This window comes from Streptomyces alanosinicus, from assembly GCF_014650595.1.
Lineage (GTDB): Bacteria > Actinomycetota > Actinomycetes > Streptomycetales > Streptomycetaceae > Streptomyces > Streptomyces alanosinicus.
Map to the genome: position 1 here is coordinate 37878 of NZ_BMVG01000036.1, position 23149 is coordinate 61026.

At 69.5% G+C, this 23149-nt stretch carries 23 protein-coding genes; 12 read left to right on the forward strand and 11 right to left on the reverse strand.

Annotated elements, in window-relative coordinates; all coding sequences use genetic code 11:
• Positions 1–365: 365 nt before the first annotated feature.
• Positions 366–1106 (reverse strand): SDR family oxidoreductase, encoded by a 741-nt coding sequence (locus IE277_RS37995; protein WP_229882270.1) that lies wholly within the window; start codon positions 1104–1106, stop codon positions 366–368.
• A 136-nt stretch (positions 1107–1242) separates the two neighbouring features.
• On the opposite strand from IE277_RS37995, the gene IE277_RS38000 reads away from it, so the two are divergent.
• From IE277_RS38000 to IE277_RS38010, 3 genes are all read left to right on the forward strand, one after another.
• Positions 1243–2043 carry a helix-turn-helix transcriptional regulator gene (locus IE277_RS38000; protein ID WP_189958306.1) on the forward strand — a complete coding sequence of 267 codons (801 nt, stop codon included), beginning with the start codon at positions 1243–1245 and terminating at the stop codon, positions 2041–2043.
• 4 nt (positions 2044–2047) lie between these two features.
• Positions 2048–2623: a MepB family protein gene (locus tag IE277_RS38005; RefSeq protein ID WP_308433453.1), complete on the forward strand. Its 576-nt coding sequence runs from the start codon at positions 2048–2050 to the stop codon at positions 2621–2623.
• A gap of 231 nt (positions 2624–2854) precedes the next feature.
• The gene (locus IE277_RS38010) at positions 2855–4756 is read left to right on the forward strand and encodes a S53 family peptidase (RefSeq protein WP_229882262.1); all 1902 of its coding nucleotides are present in this window, start codon (positions 2855–2857) and stop codon (positions 4754–4756) included.
• A 72-nt stretch (positions 4757–4828) separates the two neighbouring features.
• Here the strand turns inward: IE277_RS38010 and IE277_RS38015 are convergent, their stop codons facing one another.
• Positions 4829–5839, reverse strand: a complete 1011-nt coding sequence (locus tag IE277_RS38015; protein ID WP_189958307.1) for a zinc-binding dehydrogenase — start codon at positions 5837–5839, stop codon at positions 4829–4831.
• Between the two features lie 243 nt (positions 5840–6082).
• On the opposite strand from IE277_RS38015, the gene IE277_RS38020 reads away from it, so the two are divergent.
• Positions 6083–6343 (forward strand): Smr/MutS family protein, encoded by a 261-nt coding sequence (locus IE277_RS38020; RefSeq protein WP_189958308.1) that lies wholly within the window; start codon positions 6083–6085, stop codon positions 6341–6343.
• Between the two features lie 11 nt (positions 6344–6354).
• Positions 6355–7053, forward strand: coding sequence for an alpha/beta hydrolase (locus IE277_RS38025; RefSeq protein WP_189958309.1), 699 nt, complete (start codon positions 6355–6357; stop codon positions 7051–7053).
• A 104-nt stretch (positions 7054–7157) separates the two neighbouring features.
• On the opposite strand, the gene IE277_RS38030 is transcribed toward IE277_RS38025, so the two are convergent.
• The 3 genes from IE277_RS38030 to IE277_RS48025 all read right to left on the reverse strand — a co-directional run bounded on the left by IE277_RS38030 (position 7158) and on the right by IE277_RS48025 (position 12469).
• Positions 7158–10268 (reverse strand): phosphocholine-specific phospholipase C, encoded by a 3111-nt coding sequence (locus IE277_RS38030; RefSeq protein ID WP_189958310.1) that lies wholly within the window; start codon positions 10266–10268, stop codon positions 7158–7160.
• 269 nt (positions 10269–10537) lie between these two features.
• Positions 10538–11965, reverse strand: coding sequence for an alkaline phosphatase family protein (locus IE277_RS38035; RefSeq protein WP_189958311.1), 1428 nt, complete (start codon positions 11963–11965; stop codon positions 10538–10540).
• Positions 11966–12313: 348 nt separating this feature from the next.
• Positions 12314–12469 carry a hypothetical protein gene (locus IE277_RS48025; protein ID WP_229882263.1) on the reverse strand — a complete coding sequence of 52 codons (156 nt, stop codon included), beginning with the start codon at positions 12467–12469 and terminating at the stop codon, positions 12314–12316.
• Here IE277_RS48025 and IE277_RS38040 point away from each other — a divergent pair.
• A complete protein-coding gene (locus IE277_RS38040; RefSeq protein ID WP_229882264.1) occupies positions 12455–13153 on the forward strand; it encodes a PIG-L deacetylase family protein in 699 nt (232 codons plus the stop codon). The two genes, IE277_RS48025 and IE277_RS38040, sit on opposite strands and share 15 nt — an antisense overlap.
• 115 nt (positions 13154–13268) lie before the next feature.
• Here the strand turns inward: IE277_RS38040 and IE277_RS38045 are convergent, their stop codons facing one another.
• Positions 13269–13763 carry a PaaI family thioesterase gene (locus IE277_RS38045; protein ID WP_189958312.1) on the reverse strand — a complete coding sequence of 165 codons (495 nt, stop codon included), beginning with the start codon at positions 13761–13763 and terminating at the stop codon, positions 13269–13271.
• A 97-nt stretch (positions 13764–13860) separates the two neighbouring features.
• On the opposite strand from IE277_RS38045, the gene IE277_RS38050 reads away from it, so the two are divergent.
• Complete coding sequence (locus IE277_RS38050) at positions 13861–14331, forward strand: winged helix-turn-helix transcriptional regulator (protein WP_189958313.1); 471 nt, start codon at positions 13861–13863, stop codon at positions 14329–14331.
• A gap of 117 nt (positions 14332–14448) precedes the next feature.
• Positions 14449–15558, forward strand: coding sequence for an FAD-dependent oxidoreductase (locus tag IE277_RS38055; protein WP_189958314.1), 1110 nt, complete (start codon positions 14449–14451; stop codon positions 15556–15558).
• A 117-nt stretch (positions 15559–15675) separates the two neighbouring features.
• Here the strand turns inward: IE277_RS38055 and IE277_RS38060 are convergent, their stop codons facing one another.
• The 3 genes from IE277_RS38060 to IE277_RS38070 form a co-directional block, all read right to left on the reverse strand.
• Positions 15676–16455 carry a hypothetical protein gene (locus tag IE277_RS38060; RefSeq protein WP_189958315.1) on the reverse strand — a complete coding sequence of 260 codons (780 nt, stop codon included), beginning with the start codon at positions 16453–16455 and terminating at the stop codon, positions 15676–15678.
• Between the two features lie 25 nt (positions 16456–16480).
• A complete protein-coding gene (locus IE277_RS38065; RefSeq protein WP_189958316.1) occupies positions 16481–16867 on the reverse strand; it encodes a nuclear transport factor 2 family protein in 387 nt (128 codons plus the stop codon).
• Between the two features lie 117 nt (positions 16868–16984).
• Positions 16985–17656, reverse strand: a complete 672-nt coding sequence (locus IE277_RS38070; RefSeq protein WP_189958317.1) for a hypothetical protein — start codon at positions 17654–17656, stop codon at positions 16985–16987.
• Positions 17657–17919: 263 nt separating this feature from the next.
• Here IE277_RS38070 and IE277_RS38075 point away from each other — a divergent pair, with 263 nt between their 5' ends.
• A complete protein-coding gene (locus IE277_RS38075; RefSeq protein ID WP_229882265.1) occupies positions 17920–19122 on the forward strand; it encodes a serine hydrolase domain-containing protein in 1203 nt (400 codons plus the stop codon).
• 36 nt (positions 19123–19158) lie between these two features.
• Here IE277_RS38075 and IE277_RS38080 read toward each other — a convergent pair whose 3' ends face one another.
• Positions 19159–19695: a hypothetical protein gene (locus IE277_RS38080; protein ID WP_189958318.1), complete on the reverse strand. Its 537-nt coding sequence runs from the start codon at positions 19693–19695 to the stop codon at positions 19159–19161.
• Positions 19696–20181: 486 nt separating this feature from the next.
• Between IE277_RS38080 and IE277_RS38085 the strand changes: the two genes are divergently transcribed.
• Complete coding sequence (locus tag IE277_RS38085) at positions 20182–20391, forward strand: hypothetical protein (RefSeq protein WP_189958336.1); 210 nt, start codon at positions 20182–20184, stop codon at positions 20389–20391.
• Positions 20392–20540: 149 nt separating this feature from the next.
• Entirely contained in the window at positions 20541–21458 is a 918-nt protein-coding gene (locus IE277_RS38090) for an NADP-dependent oxidoreductase (RefSeq protein ID WP_189958319.1), read from the forward strand.
• Between the two features lie 96 nt (positions 21459–21554).
• Here the strand turns inward: IE277_RS38090 and IE277_RS38095 are convergent, their stop codons facing one another.
• Complete coding sequence (locus IE277_RS38095) at positions 21555–22115, reverse strand: GNAT family N-acetyltransferase (protein ID WP_189958333.1); 561 nt, start codon at positions 22113–22115, stop codon at positions 21555–21557.
• Between the two features lie 288 nt (positions 22116–22403).
• On the opposite strand from IE277_RS38095, the gene IE277_RS38100 reads away from it, so the two are divergent.
• Complete coding sequence (locus tag IE277_RS38100; RefSeq protein ID WP_189958320.1) at positions 22404–23141, forward strand: hypothetical protein; 738 nt, start codon at positions 22404–22406, stop codon at positions 23139–23141.
• The last annotated feature ends 8 nt before the right edge of the window (positions 23142–23149 follow it).

Sequence of the window (23149 nt, forward strand, 5' to 3'; positions counted from 1 at the left end):
GAGAGGCGTCTGCGCGCCGTGGTCGGTGTGGTGTCGTCGTTGTCCGGACGCGGACCGCCGGCATCCCCCGCGTCCGCTGAATCGCCTGTATTCCCTGTATTCCCTGTATCGCCGTCAGGGTGATCCGGTCCCGTATCCGGACGGTCCGCATCGCCCTGTCCCGCTGCAGCCGGTAAACCTGCGGCCACTGGCCCACCCCCTGAAGACCCGCTTACGTACGGGCTCACGTGATACCCGGCTTCCCATCTACCGCCACCACTCATACCAGCCCCGGGCACACCTTGGAAAAGGTTGCGGTGGAAGGCTCAAGGCCCCCGGCGACCTCGGCCCGCTTCCCGGCGCCTCCACCGTCGGCCAAGCCCGCATCAACTCTGAGCGGTCGGCCGTACGACGATCTCGTTAACGTCGACGGTGGCGGGCTGTTCGACGGCGAACGCGATGGCCTGCGCGATCGCCTCCGGTGGGATCGCCATACGGTCCCGGGCCTCCGTGATCTCCGCCCTGACCCGCTGATTCGTTGACGCCTCGGCGAACCCGGTACTGATCATGCCGGGCGAGACGGTGGTCACCCGCAGGGAGTTCCCGGCTTCCTGGCGAAGCCCTTCGTACACGGCCCGCACCGCGACCTTCGTACAGGCGTAGACCGCCATGGCCGGCATGACGCGGAACGCGGCAGTGGAGGCGGTGGTGATGAAGTGCCCGGTGCCCTGCGCCCGGAAGACCGGCAGCGCGGCGGCGATCCCGTGCAGCACCCCCTTGATGTTGACGTCGACCATGTGGTCCCACTCGTCGACACGCAGATCGTCGAGGGGCGAGATCGTGCCCGCCCCGGCGTTGCTGATCAGTACGTCGAGCCGACCGAATCGCTCGACGGCCAGCGTGACCAGGGCGTGCAGGTCGTCCCGCCGGGCCACGTCGGTGCGGGTCTGCACGGCCGTGCCACCCGCCTGCTCGATCCGGGTCACCAGGTCCGCTAGGCGCTCGGACCGGCGGGCGCCCAGGACGAGTCGCGCGCCCCGTCCGGCCAGCAGAAGCGCGGTCGCCTCGCCGATGCCGCTGCTGGCGCCCGTGATCGCCACGATCTTGCCGTCGATCTTGCCGTCGATTCCCGACACGATGTCCTCCTCTTCCTTCTCCGGTTCCGGGGGCACGAGCCGCGCCCCCGCCCGGAACGCCAGTCTGCGATCGGAAGAGCCTGGTATACAGAACGTGTTTATTCTGGAACCAGGGGTGCCATGCATCATGCCGAAAGAGCCCGAACGACGCCGTGAGCTGGGTGCCTTCCTGCGCAGCCGCAGAGAGCGCATCTCCCCCGAGGAGGTCGGTCTGCCGCAGACAGGCCGGCGCCGTACGCCAGGGCTGCGCCGGGAAGAACTCGCGCTGCTCGCCGGGATCAGCGTCACCTGGTACACGTACCTTGAGCAGGGTCGGGACATCCGCGCCTCGGATCAGGTGCTCGACGCGCTCGCCTCGGTGCTGCGACTCGACCGGCATGAGCGCGGTCACCTCTTCCGGCTGGCCGGTCACCCGCCCGCGGCCGACGCCGACGAACCCACGCCGCTGCCCGCGGAGGTGGCAGCCGTCCCCCACCTGCTCCAGCCCCACCCGGCGTACATCATCAGCGGCACCTACGACGTGCTCAGCCGCAACCGGGCGGCCGAGGAACTGTTCCCCTGCCTGTTCCCCACCCTCACCACAGCGGCGCACCGTTCGGCGAACTTCGCCCGCTGGGTGTTCCTCGAACCCGTGGCCCGGGAGGTCCTGGTCGACTGGGAGCCGGAGGCGCAGGGCCTGCTCGCCCGGCTGCGCACACTGGCCGGACGCCATTCGGGCGATCCGCAGTACACCCGGCTCGTCGACGAGTTGAAGACGGGGAGCCCCGAAGTGCGGGCCTGGTGGCCGAGGTACGACGTACAGGCCCGGCACGGCGGACGAAAACGGCTGCGAAGCCCCGGCGGCGAGGTGGTCGACTACGCCTATACGGCATTTCACCTGGCCGAACAGCCCGATCAGACGCTCGTGATCTACTCCGGTCAGGGATGAGGCAATGGCAACGGACAAGGCAATGGCAGCGGGCGAGGCAACGGCAACAGACGAACCGTGGGCGGCGCACAGCGATGTGCTGGCGGCGAAGGAACGTGTGTACGACCCGTGTGGGTTCTCCTGCTCACAGCCCGTGCCGGAGGCGGAGAGCGCGGAGTACGCGGCGCATCAGTTCACGCTGAAGGGCCTCTCGGTCAGGTTCCGCGTGGCCAGGACGACGCCGACGAAAGCCGGTCAGTTCGTCACCGTGTGGCAGAGGTCCGCGGAGGGACCGATCCGGCCGTTCGATGTTGACGACGGCGTTGATCTCTTCGTCGTCAGCAGCCGCGAAGGCGACCGGTTCGGGCATTTCGTGTTCCCCCGGGACCTGCTCCGCGAGCGCGACATCGTCTCCCGGAACGGCTCCGGCGGAAAGCGGGCGTTCCGCGTCTACCCGCCGTGGGTGACCACCACGAGCCGCCAGGCTCGCAACACCCAGGCGTGGCAGGTGAAGTACTTCTTGCCCATCGGTGAGGACGGGACGGTGGACCTGGAGCAGGCGAGGGCGCTCTACGCGGGAGGGAGCGCTGTCAGGTCGTAGTGTCCCGAGGGCAGGCGGTACGGGACGCAGCCGTCGGTGGAGCCGAGGTGTTCATGCCGTGCCCCTTCGGCAAGGGCAATCCCGCGGAACACCGCAACCCCGAGCCGCGGATGCGCGTCGTACGAGGCGCGGGGGCGGAAGCCGGCGGGTGCCGGCGTGATCGAGTTGGGGGTGGGGGCCGTGACGAGGAGACGTCGCAGGGTCGCTGTGGGCAGCGTAGGCTGTGCGGCCGTGTTGGTCGCAGGGGCGATGCTGGGGATGCCCGACGGCGCACAGGCGGCGGCCGGCGCAGCGGTGCCGGGAACGGCTTCTCCCGCCGTGCGCGCCATGACCGTCGCCGGCTCCGTGCCGTCCTCGCAGCAGCTCACCGTCCAGGTGTGGCTGAAGCCGGACCTGGCCGGTGCCGCCGCGTTCGCCGACGCGGTGGCCACACCAGGCAGCGCCGAGTTCCACCACTATCTGAGCCCCGACGCCTACACCGCCCGGTTCGGTCCTTCCCCCGCGCATGCCCGGGCACTCGCACGCTGGCTCGGCGCCGAGGGCCTCACGCGGGTGAACATCAGCGCCGGCCGCGACTATGTCTCGGCGACAGGGCCGGCGTCGACGGTGCAGTCGGCGTTCCAGGTGCGGATCAACCGGTACCGGGTCAAGGACGCGAACGGAAGGCCCAGCCTGATCCAGTCCAACGACCGTGATGTGACGGTGCCGGCTTCGCTCGCCGGTGACGTGCTGGGCGTCACCGGGCTGGGCGGCGCGCGGCCGGCCGCGACCCGGGGCGCGGCAACGCCGGCTCCGGGCCGGCCCGGAGAGGCGGCGGCAGCGCCGGCCTGCTCCCGGTACTGGGCGCAGCACACGCAGACCTTCCACCCGGCCTACCAGGGGCTGACCAAGGGATCCCTGCCGGTCTGCGGGTACTCCGCCGGCCAGATCCGTGCCGCCTACGGTGCGACGTGGACGGACACCGGCAAGGGCCAGACGGTGGCGTTGACCGAGGACGAGTCGCCGACGGCGATGTTCCAGACGCTGAAGGACTACGCGAAGAGCAACCATCTGCCCGCGCCGAAACCCTCCCAGTTCCGGGAGATCCGGTCCGGAACGTCCTGCCCCGCTCCCGCGCGGGGCGCGGCCCGCGCGGCCGCCGTGAACGACGAGGCGGAGATGGACTCCGAAGCGCTCTACGCCATGGCGCCCGGGGCCGACCAGCTGATGGTGATCGGAGGGGGCTGCGACGAGGACCAGGCGCTGCTCGACGCAGCGCTCGCCGTGCTGACGGGCAACGGCCACCACCCCAGCGCCTCCATCGAGTCCAACTCATGGCAGATTCCCCTGGGCGAGGTGCCGGAGCGTACCGTGCACGCGATCGATGTGCGGGCCGCCGCCGAGGGGGTCGGTGTGTACTTCGCCTCCGGTGACACGCCCGGCCTGACGGCGACCGACTCCGACCCGTACGCGATGTCGGTCGGCGGCACCAGCCTCGGCATCGGGGCCACGGACAACCGGGTCTTCGAGACCGGGTGGTCCGACGACTACGGCTCCCTGGACCACGGCAAGTGGACCGACGTGGGCGTCAGCGGGGGCGGAGGCGGCACCAGCCGTGTCTACGGGCAGCCCGCCTACCAGAAGGGCGTCGTCCCCGCGTCGATGTCACACGTCCGCATCGGCAACCGGATCGCCACCGAGCGGGCGGTACCCGACATCGCCGCCGACGGCGATCCCGACACGGGCCTGCTGACCGGGTACATCCAGTCGGACAGCCAGGGGAAGCCGGGGCCGTACCGGACCATGGTGAACGCCGGTACCAGCCTGGCGTGCCCCCTGATCGCCGGCCTGGTCGCCGACGCTCAGCAAGGCCGCACGTCGGCCTTCGGCTTCGTCAACCCACTGATCTACCGGCTTGCCGGCACACGCGCGTTCCACGATGTCCTGCCGGTCGGGAGGTCGACGCCCCAGCAGGACCGTGACACCTACCTGCCGGCGAACGGGCCCTCGGACGGCACGGGTGTCGATGTCTTCGACTCCCAGGAACGCACCCAGACCCAGCAGGTCACCGCCAAGGGCTACGACACGATGACCGGAGTCGGCACACCGAACGGCGCCGCCTTCATCGCCGGACTGCGCCACGCGGCACCCTGACCGGACCCGCCGGCCGGGTGGCCAGGGCGCGTGCGCCGAGACAGCCGGTCCACATGTCGAAGGCGGTTCCTTTCAGGGGCGCAGGATCAGCCTGATCGGGTCGCCTTCCTTGGTGAGCAGGCGCTGGACGGCCTTGGCGGCGTCGTCGAGGGGGAGCACGTCGGTGATGGAGCGCGAGAAGTCCAGCCGGCCGCCTTCGGCCAGGGCGATCAGCTGCGGGACGGCATCCTCCTCGGAGCCGTAGTGGCCGAGGATCTGGTGCTGCAGATAGCTGAAGCGCGTGCCGTCGGTGACGGTCAGGGGCCTGTCGGTCAGCCCCACCAGGACAAGGCGTCCCTTGGGCGCGAGGACGGTCAGGGCCTGCTCGCGGACGGCGGGGACACCGGCGAAGTCGAGGGCTACCGCCAGCGCCCGGTCGCCGGTCGCGGCCAGGATCCGCTCGCGCAGCTGCGCGTCGGCCGGATCCAGCGCCAGGTCGGCGCCGAAGTCCAGGGCGCGGCGGCGGGCGGCCGGGGCGGGGTCGACGGCGATGATCGGGTAGGCCCCGACAGCGCGCAGCAGCTGGACCGCGTGGGCCCCGAGCCCGCCCACGCCCCACACACCCACGGCTTGCGCGGGCTTGACCCCGGCAGTGGTCGTGATGGCCCCCCAGGGGGTGGAGACCGCGTCCGGGATGATCGCCCCCTGCTCGAACGGGATCGAGTCGGGCAGCCTGAACAGGGTGGCCACATCGGCCAGCGCGTACTGGGCCCAGCCGCCGTCGTAGTCGATTCCGCGGGTCAGGACCCGGCCGTCGCGGGTCTCGCCCGCCTGCAGTACGACCCGCTGGCCCGTCGTCCAGCCCGTCACGTCCGGTCCGAGCGCGGCGATGGTGCCGGCGACCTCGTGCCCGAGGGTGACGGCCTCCGCGCGCAGGTAGGCAGGGGTGAGGGTGCCGTCGATGACATGGACGTCGGACAGACACACGCCGGCGGCTTCGACTCTCACCAGTACCTGCCGGGGGCCGGGGGCGGGCCTGGGCACGTCCTCGACCGTCAGGGTGCGCGAGGGGACATGCAGCCGCGCGGCGCGCATGAGCTCCATGGCGGGTCCTTCCGCTGTGGTCAGTGGCTTTTGAGAGGGCAGGTCGGATATTCGAGAGGGCACAGGTCAGATATCACAGATCGTCTCGCTTTGGACCATACGACCGGTCGCTCGCCTCCGAAGCCCTGGACGCGGCCCCCGATGCCCAGGCCGACCCTTCCGATCACACCCCGCCGACACCCGACACCCCGCGTTCGGCAACGTTTGCGAAGATAGCGGTGCCGCATCTCCAGGAGGCCTCGCATGATGTCGCTCGATCTCCATCCGATCTTCCGCAACAACCAGGACATCGAACTGGCGCTGCGGCAGTTCCTCTTCAGGGCCAACCACTCGGGTGAGCCCGTCGTGGAGATCATTCCGGGCAAGGGTTCCGGGCGACTGAAGGCGCGCGTTCTCGCGTTCCTGGACCAGAAGCACATCAGGAAGCTGTACGCCCGACGTGAGGTGGACGCGGGCAACACCGGACGCATTCTTGTCTACTTCCAGTCAACAGTCGTCCGGTGAGGGAGAGACCGATGCCATGGTTCGTGGATGCCGCACCCCATGCTCGCGCGTTCCATGCGCGGTATCGCCCGCAGTCGGCGCGAGCGGCCGTGATGATCCTGCACGGGGGATCGGAGGAGAGCTACAAGGCCTCGCGGTCCTGGCAGTTGGCGGCACTGCGGATGCGTTCGATCCTCAGGACGGTCGGATCCGTGGCGGAGGTCCACGACGTCGTACGCGGCGAGGTGCGCTACCGCTATCGCGGATGGAACCGGGGCGAGCCGCTCGACGACGCCCTGCGTGCGCTCGACGAACTCGGGCGGATCGCGGGCGAGGTGCCGGTGGTTCTCATCGGCCACTCCATGGGCGGCAGAGTGGCCTTGCGCGCCGCGTCCCATCCGCGTGTCCACGGCGTGCTGGCCCTGGCGCCGTGGCTGCCGGACCACGAACCCACCGGCCAACTCGCCGGCAAGGCCATCGTGGTGATGCACGGCGACCGGGACGGCGTGACCAGTGCCGACGCCTCCGCGGAGTACGTCGGCAGAGCCCGGACCTCAGGCGCACGCGCGGGCATGGTCCTGGTCGGACAGGGCGACCATGCGATGGCGCGGCGCTTCACCGTATGGCACCGCTCGATCGCCGACGTGGCGACGAACCTCCTTCGCCCGGAAGGGAAGAGCACCGGACTGGCCGCCGAGAGCTGCGCGAGCGAGGGTGCCGTCCTGCTGTAGGAGGCGTTCGGCTGCGTGCGGCAGGGAGAGCGAGGGCTGGTGCGGCATCTGCGATCACCGGACGCCGCACCCCCGGCGCCGAAGCGCCGTGCCGCCCGTGCCGGTCAGTACGTCGGCAGCGGGTTCACATCCGCGCGGATGTGGTCGACCGCCCAGTACCAGTTGTTGCCGGCATTGAAGACACGCCAGGTCAGGGTCACCGAGCGGGCGCCGGCCGGGACGGCGGTGTCACGGGCGACGTAGGCGTTCTCCGCGTCCTGGCCGAGATTGTCGTTACCGCTGACAGCCGACGAGTAGTGGAGCAGCCGTACGGTGGTTCCGTCGTCGAAGACGGCGGTCAGTTCCGCCTCCTGCGGGGCCTCCTGGCGGTAGTGGGAGTCGAAGGAGACATACAACTTCCCTGCTCCAGAAGGTAGTTGGATCGCCGGGGAGACGAGTGAGGAGTCGAAACGGCCCTTGCTGGACGGCGAGCCGGTGTCGTCCCAGTCGTCCGGGTCGGCGACGGCGACGACGCCCAGCGCGCGGCTGAAGTTCCCCCGGTCCTGACCGCCGGTCTGCCACAGCCGCTTGGTGTGGAAGGTCCAGCCCTGCAGACGCGGGGTGCCCTGCGGCATGGCGGCGGCGTTGACGACCTTCCAGCCCGCCGGAGCGTTCGCCGTCCAGCCGAGGACACCGCCCGACGTCTGCAGGGCGCCGGCGACCGACTCGAAGTCCTCGCCGAGCGGATGACCGGCGACGGACACCGCGACACGGGCACTGATCTCGCCGTCGGCCAGCACATACCGCTCGCCGGACCGGCCCCGCGCGGTGACGAGCAACCGGTGCCCGTCCCCGGTGACATCGCCGGGGACCGCGATGTCGTAGACGGCCTTCGCCGAGGCGCCGGCGGCCAGCGACGCGGGCGGCGCGGTCACGGTGCGCACCTGCCAGCCCGGCGGGACGACGGGCGCCGCCTCCAGGGCGGTGACCTTCTCCCGTGCGGTCAGCTCGACGCTGATCCTGGCGGTGTGTCCGGGGACGAGGACCGCCTCGTCGATCGTGGTGGACGCGGCGGCGAGGGTGACGGCGACGCCGAGCGCGTCGGGCAGACCCATCGCCGGATCGGTCACACCCTGCAGCGGCGACGGGACGCGTCCGGCCCAGCGGCGCCGGAAGAACGGCTCGCCCGCGATCCCGATCGCGAGGTCGTACCAGCCCTCGCGGGCCAGCGGAACCTGCACGCTCTGCTCCGCCCCGGCGCCCACGCGCACCTCGCGGGTGCCGCCGCCGTAGGCGAGGTCGCCGACCAGAAAGGTACGGGATCGCCGCGACCGGTTGGCCAGCCGCACCTCCGCCTGCTGTGCCCCGGTCGGCACGTCCACGACGGCCTCGGCATCGCCCGTGGCGTCCCCGCGCAGATGCCACAACTGCCCGTCAGGGCCGTGTACGCGGAGGTCATAACCAATGTCGCCGACGCTCCAGGTGTCGGACAGCGTCGTTCCGGCGGACAGGGTGTAGTGCTTCGGCACGGTGCCGGGCTCGGGATACACCTGGAGGACGGCGCCCTGCCGGCCCTGGTTGGCGAAGTCCAGCGTGAGGGCGCCGCCCCGCAGCCGGGGGCGGAGGGTCAGGTGGTACGGCACGGGCCGCGAGGTGCGGGTGCCGCGCTGCTGCGCCGGGAACACCTGCGGTTCGGGCACGGTCGGCGCCGGGCGGCTGCCGGAGTCCATGACCTTCTGCCGGTTGCCCGAGGTGTCGGGCAGCGCCGGCCAGTCGGGGTCCTGGCCACTGAAGTCGAAGACCTCCGTCAGATCACCGGTGATCTCCCGGCGCCAGGCGCTGATGTTGGGCTCGTGGACGCCGAACCGCTGCTCCAGGAACTGCAGGACGGAGGTGTGGTCGTACACCGTCGAGCAGACCGCACCGCCCCGGGTCCACGGCGAGACCACGATCATCGGCACCCGCATGCCGAGTCCCAGCGGGAACGGCCCCGCGGTCTGCGTCTCGCCGGCGGGCAGGGTGTCCGACCAGGTGATGCTGCCGTCGGCGGCCTTGGTGAGGTACTGGCCCAGCTGGTTGACGGGCCGGTAGTAGGTGCCGGCGCCCTTGGCGACGCGGACCACGACCTCGCCGTCCGTGGAGACCGTGGACCGGCCGCGCTGCGGGGAGACCGGCGGCTGCGGGGAGACCAGATGGTCGAAGAAGCCGCCGTGCTCGTCGTAGTTGAGGATGAACGCCGTCTTCGCGAAGACCTCCGGCTTGTCGGCGAGCGCCGACAGCAGCCGCGCGGTGAGGTTCTCGCCGTCCGGCGGGGCGTAGTCGGCGTGCTCGGACAGGGCCGCGGGCGCCACGATCCAGGACACCTGGGGCAGCGCGTCGGCGGCGACATCGGCCGCGAAGGCCGCGACGAGCGCGTCGCCCATCTTCCATGGATTGCCCTGGTCCAGCACGGAGCCGACCCGCTTCATACCGCGCTCGTAGAGGGCCTCGCCGGGCTTGGCCTTGCGGAAGGCGGTGAACCAGGCGAGCGCGTTGTCGTCGAAGTTCTCCTGCGCCTGGTACGTCTTCCAGCTGATCCCCGCCGTCTGCAGCCGCTCGGCGTACGTCGTCCACTCGAAGCCCGGCTCGGAGTTGTCGATGACCACCTGCTCGCGGACCGTGCCGCCGCTGGTGCCCGTCATGAAGTGCTCGCGGTTGGGGTTGGTGGAGGTCTCCATCGAGCAGTAGTAGCTGTCGCAGATGGTGAAGACCGAGGCCAGCGCGTTGTAGAAGGGCATGTCGGCGGGTGCGTAGTAGCCCTGGCCCAGCCAGCCGCTGCCGCGCCGGGTGACGTAGCCGTCGGCCCGGCCCTCGTTGCGGGCGTTGAGGGAGTCGCCGAACCCGAAGGCGGGGGCGCCCTGCTGGTAGGCGTTGGTGTGCGCGGCGTTCATCGGGAACGGCGCGAGCCAGCCCTCGGGGCGGGAGGGGTCGGGCTGGTAGAAGACCGGCTTGCCGTTGACACCGCGCACCGCGGTGCGGTCACCGAAGCCGCGGACTCCCTGCATGGTGCCGAAGTAGTGGTCGAACGCCCGGTTCTCCTGCATGAAGATCACGACGTGTTCGATGTCGTCGAGCGTGCCGGCCCGCACCGGGGCGGCGAGTGCGGTGCGCAGGCTCAGCGGCAGGGCGGCCAGCGCACCGGCGGCCACGGCGCCGCCGAGCAGGATGCGGCGGGAGACTTCCGCTCTCGCATTCATAGGTCGATGTCTCACTTCTCGCGTCGAGGAGGGTGCCGACGGCCCCCCGACGGCGCTGGGCACCGACTCGGGGGCCATTTGGGCTAGACCCGTGATGATTACGTGATCTGGGCGGCCGGAAAAGGCGAGCCGGGCGAAGGGAGGATGACCGGATGCCGACGGGATGGTTGCGTGCGCCGCGGGAGGGCCGTCGAGCGGGCGGGCGACGTGACGGAGCCCGGTCGACGGTGGTCGGCCGGGCTCCCGGGATCAGGCGATCCGCGAGGGTGTCACACGTGCGGGCGGTGGCCGCTTTCCTGGTTCGGGAAGGTCTGGTCGGCTCCGGGCAGCTTCGGCTTCGGCAGCGTCGCCACCTCCTCCTTCGCCTTCTCCAGCTGCTGTGCGGTGTCGTCGGGGAGCTGGGGCGGGCGAGGACTGGCGTCCGCGAAGCGGAACGCGGTGGTGAGATCGCCGAAGGTGGTGCGCCGCCACTCGCTGATGTTCGGCTCCTTCACCCCCGTGAACCGTTCCAGGAACTGCAGGGCCGAGGTGTGGTCGAAGGCCTCTGACGCGACCCAACCACCCACGGTCCAGGGCGAGATGATGATGGCGGGGACACGGAAACCGCCACCGATCGGCAGGCCTTGGATGTACTCGCCCGCCGTGCCCACGGGCGGGGTGGGCGGGGGCACATGGTCGAACAGGCCGTCGTTCTCGTCGTAGTTGAGGATGAAGGCGGTCTTGCTCCACACCGCGGGGTTGGCCGCGATCGCCTCGATCTTCGAGGCCACGAAGTCGGCGCCGGCCGCCGGAAGGTAGTCGGGGTGCTCCGACTGGTAGCCCGTCGGGATGATCCAGCTCACGGCCGGCAGGCGGTCGTTGCGGGCGTCTTCCTCGAAGGTGCCCGCAGGCTGCGGACGCACGCCTCGCTCGAAGAGGGGAGAGCCGGGTAGCGCGTTCTTGAAGGTGGCGAACTGCTCCAGCAGGTTGCAGCCGTAGTCGTCGTCCTGCTGGTACACCTTCCAGCTGACCCCGGCCGCCTGCAGCCGCTCGGCGTACGTCGTCCAGCGGTACGGCGTCGGCGCGACGTTGCTGATGATCGGGCCGCCGTGGGTGCCGGCCGGGTCGATCGTGCCGGTCATCCACATCAGGCGGTTGGGCCAGGTGGGGCCGAACACCGAGCAGTAGTAGTTGTCGCAGATGGTGAAGGCCTCGGCGAGCGCGAACTGGAACGGGATGTCCTCGCGCGTGTAGTAGCCCATCACATAGGGGCCGTTGACACCGTCGGCCCTGCGGTGGGCGGGCAGCCACTGGTCCATCTTGCCGCCGTTCCACGCTTGGTGCTGCACGGCCCAGGCGTGGCTGGTGGACGGGATGGCCTGGGCGCTCGACGTGTGGGTGTCGAGGTGGAAGGGCAGCAGATAGCCCTTGGGGTTCCTGGCATCGGGCTGGAAGAAGACGGAGCGCCCGGTACCGAGCCTGAGGGCGTCCGGGTCGCTGAAGCCCCGGACGCCCGACAGGGTGCCGAAGTAGTGGTCGAACGACCGGTTCTCCTGCATCAGCATGACCACATGCTCGATGTCCTGCAGTGATCCGTTCGGGGGAGGCCCGGCGGCGACGGCCCTCTGGATGCTCGGCGGGAGGAGGGAGAGAGCCGCGGTGGCGCCCAGCGCGCCTGCGGCCGAACCAAGTAGTCTACGGCGTGTCAACTCAGCCATGACGGCCCTTTCTTGAGCGTGAGAAGCGCTCCGGAGTGACGGCCGGCCCGGCGGAAGGTGGGCCTCCATTCACCTTCGCGCGCAGGGGCGGGTCCCATCAGGGAGGGACCGTGAACATGCGCCCAACGCGCGGGAAGGGGTTGGCCAAGCTGTGACATTCAACGCCTGTACGTTGCACGGATGTTGCCCTGCGTTGATAAACAATGGCCGAACGGCTGTGCCTGGGCGGCACCGGACGACGGCTATCCAACTCCTTGGCCAGGGCCTGCCCCATGACCGACCCCTGGCCACGAGGTCCGACAAACCCGCGGAGTGGGTGCTCGTCCAGTCCGGCGACAACTACTCCGGCTACGCGATCTGCGTCAAGCCGCACGAGGACATCGCCAACCTGAAGTACGGCTGGGTCTTCAACGACGCGGCCGAGAGCGCCAAGACCGTCGCCAGGGCGTCTTCGCGCACCCCGGCGACGAGGCGCTGCTCGCTGGTGGGGTGCTCGCCCAGCACGCCGCCCGTGGTGCGCGCACTGCGGTCGTCACCGCCACCTGGGCCGCCGACAGCCGTCGGACACCCGAACTCGCCGGTTCCCTGGACAAGTTGGGTGCGAACGAACCACGCATGCTCGGTTACGCCGATGCCCGCGATCCGTCCTCCGCTCCCGGCCGGGCCCGACTCGTCGACACGTCGATCGACGAAGCCGTGGGTCAACTCGCGGGCCATCTACGGGAGTTCCGCCCCGACATCGTGGTGACCCACGATGCGCTGGGCCAGTTGACCGGTCATCCAGACCACCGCCCTACCCACCAGATCACCCTCCTCGCCTGTGCGGCCGCAGGGCTCGCGCTCCTCTACCCGGAGGCCGGGGACCCCTGGCAGCCCCGCGCCCTGTATGCGGCCACCCACCCCGAGAGCGGGGTCGGCGAACTGGGATCGCTGCGGGCGGGGGTCGGCAAGAGCGTGCTCTGCGTTCCGGACACGTACGTGACTGCGGTCGTGGACGTGCGCGCATGGGCCCACGCGAAGTGGCGCGCGATCCTCGCGCACCAGGGTGAGGTCGCGCGTGAGCGTTCTCTGCCGGGCATCCTGGCCAGGCTCCCCGAGGAGACGCGCAACAAGATCATCGGCACCGAGTACTTCACACGGCTGGCACCCGGCTTCGTCAGTGGCCACTGCCCGGCACTCGCGGTATGACAGCGCAGCGCACCGTCAGGGGCGGTAGCCAACACCAGGCTCCGTCTCGACGCGCCGCACGCCACCGCCCTGCTGCGGGGGGGGGCTTGTCATAGGGGGGAGCCTCAGTTCGGTGTCATCTCGGTGTCAGAGGGAAGAGCATGCAACTGCTGGTGGCATGGGCCAGCAGGTGGCCCTCGGAGTCGAGCAGGTCGGCCTGTGCGAGAGCGGTGCGGCGGCCGTGGTGGAGGACGGTGCCCACGGCGCGGACCTTGCCGGTGTCGACGGTGATCGGACGCAGGAACTTCACGTTCAGGTCGAGCGAGGTGTATCCCATGCCCGCCGGCAGCACGGACTGCACGGCACAGCCCGCGGCCGAGTCGAGGAGAGTGGCGTAGACCCCGCCATGGACACTCCCGATGGGGTTGTAGTGCTCCTCGCCCGGCTCCAGGGTGAACGCGGCCCGGGCGAACTCGACCTGTTCGAGGGCGAATCCGAGGGCTGCGGCGATGGGCGGGGCGGGCAGACGTCCGCTCAGCATGCCCCGCAGGAAGTCGAGACCGCTCTCCTCGCCGACAGCGGCCGCGGAAACACTCGGATCCTGCCACTCGAACGTCCGTGACCTTGTCATGGCCCTTGTCCCTCTTCCTCCCCGGCTGACTTTACAATCCGAAGCTAGCCAGGCAGACCTCTGGCTGTCAATGCCGAAGCCAGCCTACGATGGCTGCATGACCTGGCTGGAGACCAGCACCGAGAACTGCACGGTGCAGCGCACCCTGGACCTGATCGGCGAGAAGTGGTCGCTGCTGGTGCTGCGTGACGCCATGAACGGCGTACGCCGCTTCGATGACTTCCGTCGGCATGTGGGACTCTCCGAGGCCGTGCTGGCGGATCGGCTGCGCAAGCTCGTCGCCGCCGGGATCCTGGAGACCGTCCCGTACCGCGAGCCGGGCCGTCGCGCGCGCCACGAGTACCGGCTCACCGGCAAGGGCTGGGATCTGTGGCCCGTGATGATCGCACTCAAACAGTGGGGCGACCGCTACACCGCGGACCCGGAGGGGCCGCCCCTGGAAGTGCGCCACCGTGACTGCGGCGAGCAGGTCGGAACGGTCGTCGTCTGCGCCGGCGAGCACGGCGGACCTCTCGTCCCGAGAGAGGCCTATACGCGGCCCGGTGCTTCCGCGCACACGATGACCTGAACAGTCCGTGGCAAGAACATCCGCCGGTATTTCGGAGGCACATTCTCGGCGACTGTGATTTGTTGGTCGTACGCCGGAACGCCTGGCAACTCACGTACCTTTCAAGGGAATAGACCCATGAACTCCGCACACGCCCCCCGCATCGCGGTTGTCGGCGCCGGCCTCGGCGGACTTGCCTGCGCGCGCGTCCTGCAGCAACATGGCCACGCCGTCACCATTTTCGAACGTGACACTTCGGCGGGTGCGCGTCCCCAGGGTGGCAGCCTCGACATACATGCCGACACCGGTCAGGTCGCCCTCCGCGCGGCCGGCCTGCACGACGGCTTCCGCGCCTTGGCGCGGCCCGAAGGCCAGGAGTGGCGCGTCCTCGACCCGGTCACCGCCACCCCGCTGCCCTTCCCGGGGCCCGGTCACGGCGACGACAGCCCGGAGATCGACCGCGGCCAACTGCGTGGCCTGCTGCTGGAAGCCCTCGCCCCGGGCACCATCCGATGGGGCTGTTCCGTCACCGGGGTCACCTCGCTCGGCGACGGCACATGGCGCCTGCACCTCGACGACGGCACCGCCGAGGACGCCGACCTCGTGGTCGGTGCCGACGGCGCCTGGTCGCGCATCCGCCCGGCCCTGTCGGACTCCGAACCCGGCTACACCGGTGTCACCTTCATCGAGACCGGTTTCGACGACTGCGACACCCGCCATCCCGACTTCGCCCGCATGGTCGGCAACGGCACCCTGCTGGCGAAGGCCGGCAGCAAGATCCTGTTCGCCCAACGCAACAGCAAGGGTCACATCCGCGTCTACTTCGCCTTCCGTGCTCCGCAGAACTGGCAGGGGCCCGCTGACGTGGAAATCGGCGACACCGAGGCCGTGCGCGCCCACCTGCTGGAGCTGTTCGACGGCTGGCACGAGAGCCTGCTCTACGCGGTACGGCACCACGACGGCGGGTTCATCAACCGACCCCTGTTCGTCCTGCCGGCCCCGCACACCTGGGAACACCTCCCTGGAATCACCCTGCTGGGCGACGCCGCGCATCTGATGCCCCCGGTCGGGCTCGGTGCCAACCTGGCCATGCTCGACGGCACCGATCTCGCGCACGCCCTCATCACCGAATCCAGCATCGACGACGCGGTCCGCGCATACGAGAGCCTCATGCTGCCGCGCTCGGCCAAGGCGGCCCAGGGCTCCGCCGAGACACTCGCCGACCTCATTCCCCCGACGGACTCCTGAACAAGCGCCGCCCTCGCTCCCGCTCCACGAGCGCCGATCGGCAGCGAGGGCCAGCGCGGGGGCCGGCGGGGGAAAAGCGGCCGACGCGTACCTGTACCGGCGCATCGCGAACGTGCCCTACTCGGCACGCAATGTGGACGGGGACGAGAAGGTGTGGTCGTCGACCGTGTCGAGGAGTGCCAGCAGGGGGCCGTTGTCGAGACGGGAGTGCACACCGTGTTCGGTGAGCAGGTCGCGCAGGGCAACGGTGTAGTACCGGATGGCGGAGGCGATCGCCACGGGGTCGTAGGGGGGTGGGGCTGCCGCCAGGCGTGTCGCCCAGGTGTCGTAGCGGGTATCGCCGTGTCGGTGATGGGTGGTGCCCTTGCTCCGGTCGCGGAGGACCATCGCCGCGACAAGGATGTGACGGGCGAGGCCGAGCGTGAGATGCGCGCCGATCAGTACGTCGTGGCGGGCTGCCTTGCATACGGCCAGTACCGCGTCGAACCGGAAGTCGTTGACCAGAGGATCGATCAGACCGCGTACGTCGGGCGGCGGCGCGGTGACGGCCTTCGGTGCACCGCGCGGGCTCGCGGCCACGAAGGTGAGGTCCAGCCGGCGTAGGTCACACAGCACCAGTCGCCTCGTGTGCCGGTCGGTGTCCCCGCTCTGGTTGGAGGCGAACACCGGAGCGTGGTGCTCAGCGATCTCCTGTGCCAGGTCCTCGGCTACGGCGAGCGGCTCGCTGGTCGTGATCATCAGATCAAGGTCGGACCATTGGTCCAGCGTTTCGCCGCAGTCGGCAGTTGATCCGTGGACGCGTATGTCCAGGATGCGTTCGTCCCGGGACGCAAACCCGGTGAGCGCGGAGGCAAGTGTGTGCTGCCAGCCGACTGCCGGCAGCTGGGAGTGGCTCATGCTCTGGCCTCCGGCCGTGGGATGTTCACCGGTCCAGGGCGCGGGCGAGCGGCAGGGTGTCGCAGGTCTGCCGCAGGCGGACGATCCTGCTGTCCCGCAGGGTGAAGACATGGACGAACCGTGAGGACACCGCGGTGCCGGCGGCGGTGGTGCCTTCGTATCGGCCCAGGACGATGACATGGTCGCCGTCCTCGAAGAACTCCTCGCTGACGACCTGGAACTCGTTGAAGTGGACGAGGAAGCCGAAGAAGTCGCCCAGGATGCTGTCCAGGCCGCGGTACACGCCGCCGTTGGGAAAGCCTTCGACCACATCCCACTCGGCGTCAGCTGCGACGACCGACCGGATGACCTGCGGATCTCCCTTGGCACCGTAGTAGCGGCGAACGATCTCGATCTGCGACGAGTCCGACACGGCTGCTCCTCCCGTTGGTTCCCCCAGGCCGGGGTGCCTTCAGTTTCCTCGGTCGTCGGCGAACACGGCCAGTACACGCCCGGCCGAGTGAGTGGCAAAAGGCCTGTCCGCTGCCGCTTACTGGTGGTACTTCTCCTCGACCGTCTCGGCACCGCCGGACTTGGGGTCCATGGTGACGCGGACGGTGACGCTGCTGGTCTTCGCGGCCTTCTCCAACTGGTCCACGGTGCACTTCGAGGTGCCGTAGCCGTCGTTGCCGACGGTCACCCGGCCGTCGGTGGCGGAGCAGATCGCGGCCGCGCCGAGGATCCGCGTGGCGTCGGAGACCAGGAAGGCCTGGTCCATGCCGCCGCCCTGCGGCTTGACGATCAGCTTGCCGGGTGCCAGGTACTCCAGCGTGCCGACTGCGGTGCGGTGGTCACCCGTGTGGGCGGCACCGCTCCCGCCGGAGCCGGATACCGGCGGGCAGTAGCCGGTCTGTTCGCCGATGGCGTTGATCTCGGCGTTGGACCTTGAGTCTCCCGCGTAGTCGATCTGGTTGGTGCAGCTCACCCCGGGCTTCTTGGGGGTGCCCGACGGTGTGGCGTGGGCCGTGCCGTGGCTGGTGCTGGAACTGGAACTGGAACTGGAACTGGACTGGGTGGGGTGCTGTGCGGAACCGGGCGAGGCGGACGACGTGGTGCTGGAGGCGGACGAGGCGCTGTCGGTGCCGCCCTTGTCGCATGCCGTCAGCGACAGGCAGACGGCCACAGCGGCAAGGGTGAACGCAGAGATCTTCCGAACGTGCATCGTGGCTCCTACGGATCGGTTCTGTGTCCCGTGACCGGGTTTCCGACTGTTCAGACAGAGCCGCCGTCAACCTCGTTGCGGGACAACGGTCGTCAAGACACACCTGTGACAATGGATGGCGTATATACACTCACCATACCGCTCGTTCACTCTGGTCAGCCCTACCCCGGGTCCGGGTGGCGGCTCCATCGATGCGACGAGCGGGCGGGAGTTGACTGGTACGGGTCAGGAGAGAGAGTTGGGCCGAGCACAGAGGTGACAGGGTGGCGGGGAAGCGTACGGCGGTTGTGGCGTGCATCGCGGCGCTCATGGCGTGCGGGGCGGGCGAGGCGCCGGCCGGGGCACATACGGCGGGCGGCGGCTACTCGGCGGGGGACCTGAAGCGGGATCTCGCGCAGGTACGGGCCGCGGCAGGCGGCGATGTGAACGTGGTGGCCCGGGTGGACGCGCCGGGCGGCGCCGTGGTGCGGGCACGGTACGGGACTTCGGGCGCGGGCTCGACCGCGCCCGTGCCATGGGACCCGGAGTTCCGGGTGGCAAGCACCAGCAAGACGTTCACGGCGGTGGTGGTGCTCCAACTGGCCGCGCAGGGGCGGCTCTCGCTGGACGACACGGTGGAGCGGTGGCTGCCCGGGGTGGTTCACGGACACGGCAACGACGGCTCGCGGATCACCGTACGTGACCTGCTCCAGCACACCAGCGGGATCTACGACTACATCACCGATCCCGGCATACAGGACAAGCTGCGGAACCATTTCGAGGAGAACCGGTACGACGCCACCCCGCCCTCCCGGCTCGTCGCGATCGCGATGCGACACGCCCCGCTCTTCACCCCGCCGCAGGACGGTTCGCCGCGACGCTGGGCGTACTCGAACACCAACTACCTGCTGGTAGCGATGATCGCGGAGAAGGCGGCCGGCGCCGACTGGCGGGAGCTGGTCGAGAACCGGATCATCGCGCCCCTCGGTCTGCGGCACACCTACATCCCCGGCGCGAACCCGTATCTGATCGGTCCGCACGAGCGGGTGACCATCACCGGGCCCGGGGGCGCACTGGTGGACCTGACCGAGGAGAGTCTCCAGCACACCGCGGACTCCGGAGTGGTGAGCACACCGTCGGACCTCGACACGTTCTTCCGCGCTCTGGCCACCGGACGGCTGCTGCCCGCCACGCAGTGGTCGCTGATGCGGCAGACGGTCGCGTACGACGACCTGCCGGTGCCACCCGCGGGCAAGCAGGGTGGGTACGGCCTCGGGCTGCGGGTCGTACCCCTGACCTGTGGGGGCGTCTACTACATGCACGAGGGCGACGGCTTCGGGGTGTACGGCCGGCCGGCGGTCGGCGCGGACGGGGGACGGGCGGTGACCGTGTCGGTGACGTCCACCACCGCGCTGGTCGACGAGGACCGGCTCAACAGGGCCGTACAGACCCTCACCGACCACGCGCTGTGCGCGGACCGGCGCTGAACGGTCGGCCGGGGCAACTCGGCGTGGAGCTCCGCGTCAGCGTTCTTCCGCGTCGGCGAGTGCGTCGGCGATCAGGCGGGTGGCGAAGTCGCGGTCGTCGGTGAGCCGGTTGATGTGCTCCGCGAGCAGGAAGGCGGTGGCTTCCAGGGGATTCATCTCCTCCGTGGTCCAGTACCCGTACTGCTTGCGCCACAGGCTGGGGCTCAGACCGGTGCCTGCGGCGACGATCAGGCCGGCCATGGTGGGGATGGCCTCGGGGCGGATGCTGATGGGCATCATGCGCATCGTGGCCACGACGTTGGGCACCACGCACTCGATGACGTCCTTGTCGTGGTCCTCGTAGGCCATCCGCAACCACTGCATGTACATGTAGATGAGGGTGCACGCGCCGTCCAGGACGTCATCGAATCCGCTGGGGCCCATGGACGCGGCGAACTGGTCGGTCAGCGCTTGTTGTTCGGTGTCGGTCTGGGTCTTGTCGTCATAGATGCTCTTGAGCCGGGAGTCGATCATCATGAGCGCCGCGCCCACGTTGCCGGCGGGAGCGTGCTTGGGGTCGCAGGGCGATGACACAGGATTACTCCTCGGGTGACTGTGGGCAACGCGTCGCGTCCGTACAGTAGTCATCCGGCGGTGTGCGGGTACGGCGAATCCCGAGGAAAGGCCGAAGGCGTACTGCACCGCTCAGACTTCGACGGCACCTGCTCAGGATCCGACGGCAGCCGAGTCGGCCGGCGTTGTCCGTGGTGCGGAGCTTTTCGACCATGGTCCGCTCACAGAGCGCCGGATCCGCAGACAGCGGGGGGACTTGCGGCTAGAGTCGGCAGGGCACGGCCAGCTTGGCTGGCTGCGACGGGAATGGGTCCGACGTCCCTTTCGGGCGTGGTCGCCACGGAGTTGGCACTGCGTCAATCGCGACAATTTCATACGCGGCCTGCACGTCGGCAGGGCCTCAGTTGATCATCCGTCTTCAGGGTGGTCGGCCTGAGACACCTGCCACCCTGCATGCGGCTTTCCCTCGGCTCGGCCACCCTCCATCCCCGGGAGAGGAACCCGAGCGTGGAGTCGCAGATCGTCTTGGCCGTGCTGGGCGCGGCCGGTGTCGTGTCCGCCTTCTTGTTCGCCCTGAAGGGCCTGCTCGACCAGATTCCCGATGTGATCCGTTCCTGGCACCGCATCGTGGCCGAAGTCCGCCGCTCCCACTCCGGCCACGGCCCGGGGCCGGAGGGACAGCGCCCGCCAACCAGGGGCACCGATGGATCGCGGTGAGGCAGATCAGGCATTCGGTGACGCGGGCGGCATTCCCGGGAAGACGCCGCGTGCCTGATTCGTTGAATGTGCTGGCACGCTCGACGTGCGGCCGTCCAGGACGCGGCCGTCCAAGGGCTGTTCGAGCGGGAAGGTGCGGTGATCACGAAATGAAGGCGGTCCGGTTCCACGCGTACGGGGGGATCGAGGTGCTGCGGGTGGAGGACGTGGAGCGGCCGGTGCCCGGCCCCGCGCAGCTGCTGGTCGAGGTCCGCGCGGCCGGAATCCAGCCCGGCGAGACACATATCCGGGAGGGCGGGTTGCACGAACGCTGGCCGGCGACATTCCCCTCCGGGCAGGGCAGCGACCTGGCCGGCGTCGTGGTGGAAGTCGGCTCGCAGGTGCGCGGCTTCGCGGTGGGCGACGAAGTCCTGGGCTTCACCCACGGCAGAGCGAGCCACGCGGAGTTCGTCGTGGTGGACGACGTGAACGTGGTCTTCCGTCCGGAGGGACTGCCCTGGGACGCGGCCGGGTCGTTGTACGTGGCCGGTACGACCGCCTACGCCACCGTGTTCGCGGTGGACCCCGGACCGGCCGACACCGTCGTGGTGTCCGGTGCGGCGGGCGGCGTCGGGTCGCTTGCCGTGCAGCTCGCGCGGCGGCGCGGCGCCACCGTGATCGGACTGGCCGGCGAGCGGAACCACGCCTGGCTGAGGGACCGTGGTGTCATCCCCGTCGAGTACGGGGACGGCGTGGCCGAGCGGATCCGGCAGACCGCCGACGGGCACGTCGACGCGTTCATCGACACGTTCGGCGACGGCTACGTAGAGCTGGCGGTGGAGTTGGGCGTCCGCCCCGAGCGGATCAACACGATCCGCGACTGGCAGGCCGCGGCCAAGGTCGGTGCGCGGACCTATGGAGAGGGCTCGGCGGCGTGCGCGGTCGTACTCGGCGAACTCGCCCGGCTCGCCGCGTGCGGGGAGCTTGAGGTACCGATCGCGCACACCTACCCGCTGGAGCGGGTCCGAGACGCGTTCCGTGAACTCGAACGAGGGCACACCCATGGAAAGATCGTGATCCGCCCGTAGCCCCTGGCTGTCCGAGGCAAGCCTCGAACATGTCCGCGTGTGGCTGGGGGAGCAGCACGAGCGCCAACGCCCTTACGCTGCCGCGCTCGTGGAGATTCAGACCGGCTCGCTCTTCGAATGCAGCGAGGCGAACTCGTCGGCGAGCATGCCCATCACGACGAGATCATGGTGTCGGTCGGCGAGGAACACCCGGTCGCGAAGGCGCCCCTCCTCGACGAACCCGAGCCGACGGTGAAGCGCCAGCGACGCCTCGTTGTGCGCGAAGATCCGTGCTTCGCACTTGTGATACCGCCGCTCGGCGAACATGAACCGCAGCAGCGTCACCACGGCTTCCGCCGCATATCCCTTACGCCGGTGATCAGCGCCGATCGTGACGCCGTACTCGAACCAGCCCGCACGCGGATCAGCCTGGTGCGAAGCGACAGCACCGACTGTTTCCCCCGTGTCGACGACCTCGATCGCCAACTGGAAGCAGTCGCCGTCAGACGGGGCAGCGGACTGTTCCTTCGCCCAGACACGGAACCCCTCGGCAGAACGAGGCGGGCGCAGCACGTCTCCCATCCGCTCCTCGTCCACGGCGAACCGCATGAACGCGGTCCAGTCGTCGGGCTCGATTCCACGCAGACGTATCCGATTGCCGGTCCAGAACGATGTCATCCCCCATTCGATCACACCGCAGAGCGCGAGGGGCGGACACGCGGGCCGATTGTTGCTCAAAGTGACGGCGTGGTATCACGTTGGCTGACATCATCAATTCCACTCGCGTCGGCTTCGGCGAAGGCAGGCCGCGCGAGGGCTGAGTGCCGGTGTCACGCGTGCCAGGAGGGAGGCCTTTTGGTATTCGCATGTTGAAGGCGGTCCGTCTGTCCGTGGCATGTCTTGGGGGCGCCGTCGATGAATTGGCTTCACCACACCTGGCTGATTGATTACGTGTTACCCGCTGGCGTGAGCGCGGTCATCGCGTGGGTGGGGCTGGCACGCGAGTTCTCCGGCAAAGGGCGGCTGCTGGGCAGTTGGGCGTCGTCGGGTCTGATGCTGCTCGTGCTGGCGCTGATGGGCGCGGTGGCGGCCGGCGCGGTGGTGCTGCTGCCGCACGCGGCGTCGATTCCCCCGGTGATCGCGGGTGCCGCGACGGGGGCCACCGCGCTGCCCCGGCGGAAGCAGGACGAGACCACACAGCCGTACGTGAAGTTCATGACACTGGGCATCGCTCTGGTCAGGGAGCGGCTGGTGCAGCGTGTGCACCTGGACGCCTGTACCTGGTCGGACCGCTTTCTTCGGGGCATTGAAACGTCTGCCCAGCTCAGGGTGTTTGTCCACGATCTCAAGCTGTACCTGCTGGAGCGGCATCCGCTTGCCGCCGAGGCCAAGACGATCAACGCGATCTACACGGATGTGGAGAGGGCGATCGATGTGGCGCTGGACGTGCAGACAGGGATCGACGAGGTGTGCCGTCAAGCAGATCGTGAGCCGACGGCTGATGAACTTGTCGCCCGGCGCCAGGCGTTCGGTACCGCCCTCGCGCAGTGCGGACACCTGTTGCGCTTCGCCTACGTCCACGGCCGCCGCAGCGAGAACGAGGAGCTTACGACCCTGCGTGCGAAGGCGATGTCCAACGATGCCTTCCACAGTCCGGTGCTGCCACCGCAGCGTCGCTGGTTCGACCGCTGGCTCACCCGCTGAAGCAAGAA

Bases quoted from the DNA above. Each gene is read 5' to 3' on its own strand.
- IE277_RS38060 (WP_189958315.1), bottom strand. From the start codon at position 16,455: ATGAGCCACTCCCAGCTGCCGGCAGTCGGCTGGCAGCACACACTTGCC.
- IE277_RS38025 (WP_189958309.1), top strand. From the start codon at position 6,355: ATGCCATGGTTCGTGGATGCCGCACCCCATGCTCGCGCGTTCCATGCG.
- IE277_RS38045 (WP_189958312.1), bottom strand. From the start codon at position 13,763: ATGACAAGGTCACGGACGTTCGAGTGGCAGGATCCGAGTGTTTCCGCG.
- IE277_RS38090 (WP_189958319.1), top strand. From the start codon at position 20,541: ATGAAGGCGGTCCGGTTCCACGCGTACGGGGGGATCGAGGTGCTGCGG.
- IE277_RS38020 (WP_189958308.1), top strand. From the start codon at position 6,083: ATGATGTCGCTCGATCTCCATCCGATCTTCCGCAACAACCAGGACATC.
- IE277_RS38050 (WP_189958313.1), top strand. From the start codon at position 13,861: ATGACCTGGCTGGAGACCAGCACCGAGAACTGCACGGTGCAGCGCACC.
- IE277_RS38005 (WP_308433453.1), top strand. From the start codon at position 2,048: ATGGCAACGGACAAGGCAATGGCAGCGGGCGAGGCAACGGCAACAGAC.
- IE277_RS38095 (WP_189958333.1), bottom strand. From the start codon at position 22,115: ATGACATCGTTCTGGACCGGCAATCGGATACGTCTGCGTGGAATCGAG.
- IE277_RS38000 (WP_189958306.1), top strand. From the start codon at position 1,243: ATGCCGAAAGAGCCCGAACGACGCCGTGAGCTGGGTGCCTTCCTGCGC.
- IE277_RS38035 (WP_189958311.1), bottom strand. From the start codon at position 11,965: ATGGCTGAGTTGACACGCCGTAGACTACTTGGTTCGGCCGCAGGCGCG.
- IE277_RS38055 (WP_189958314.1), top strand. From the start codon at position 14,449: ATGAACTCCGCACACGCCCCCCGCATCGCGGTTGTCGGCGCCGGCCTC.
- IE277_RS38070 (WP_189958317.1), bottom strand. From the start codon at position 17,656: ATGCACGTTCGGAAGATCTCTGCGTTCACCCTTGCCGCTGTGGCCGTC.
- IE277_RS38030 (WP_189958310.1), bottom strand. From the start codon at position 10,268: ATGAATGCGAGAGCGGAAGTCTCCCGCCGCATCCTGCTCGGCGGCGCC.
- IE277_RS38015 (WP_189958307.1), bottom strand. From the start codon at position 5,839: ATGGAGCTCATGCGCGCCGCGCGGCTGCATGTCCCCTCGCGCACCCTG.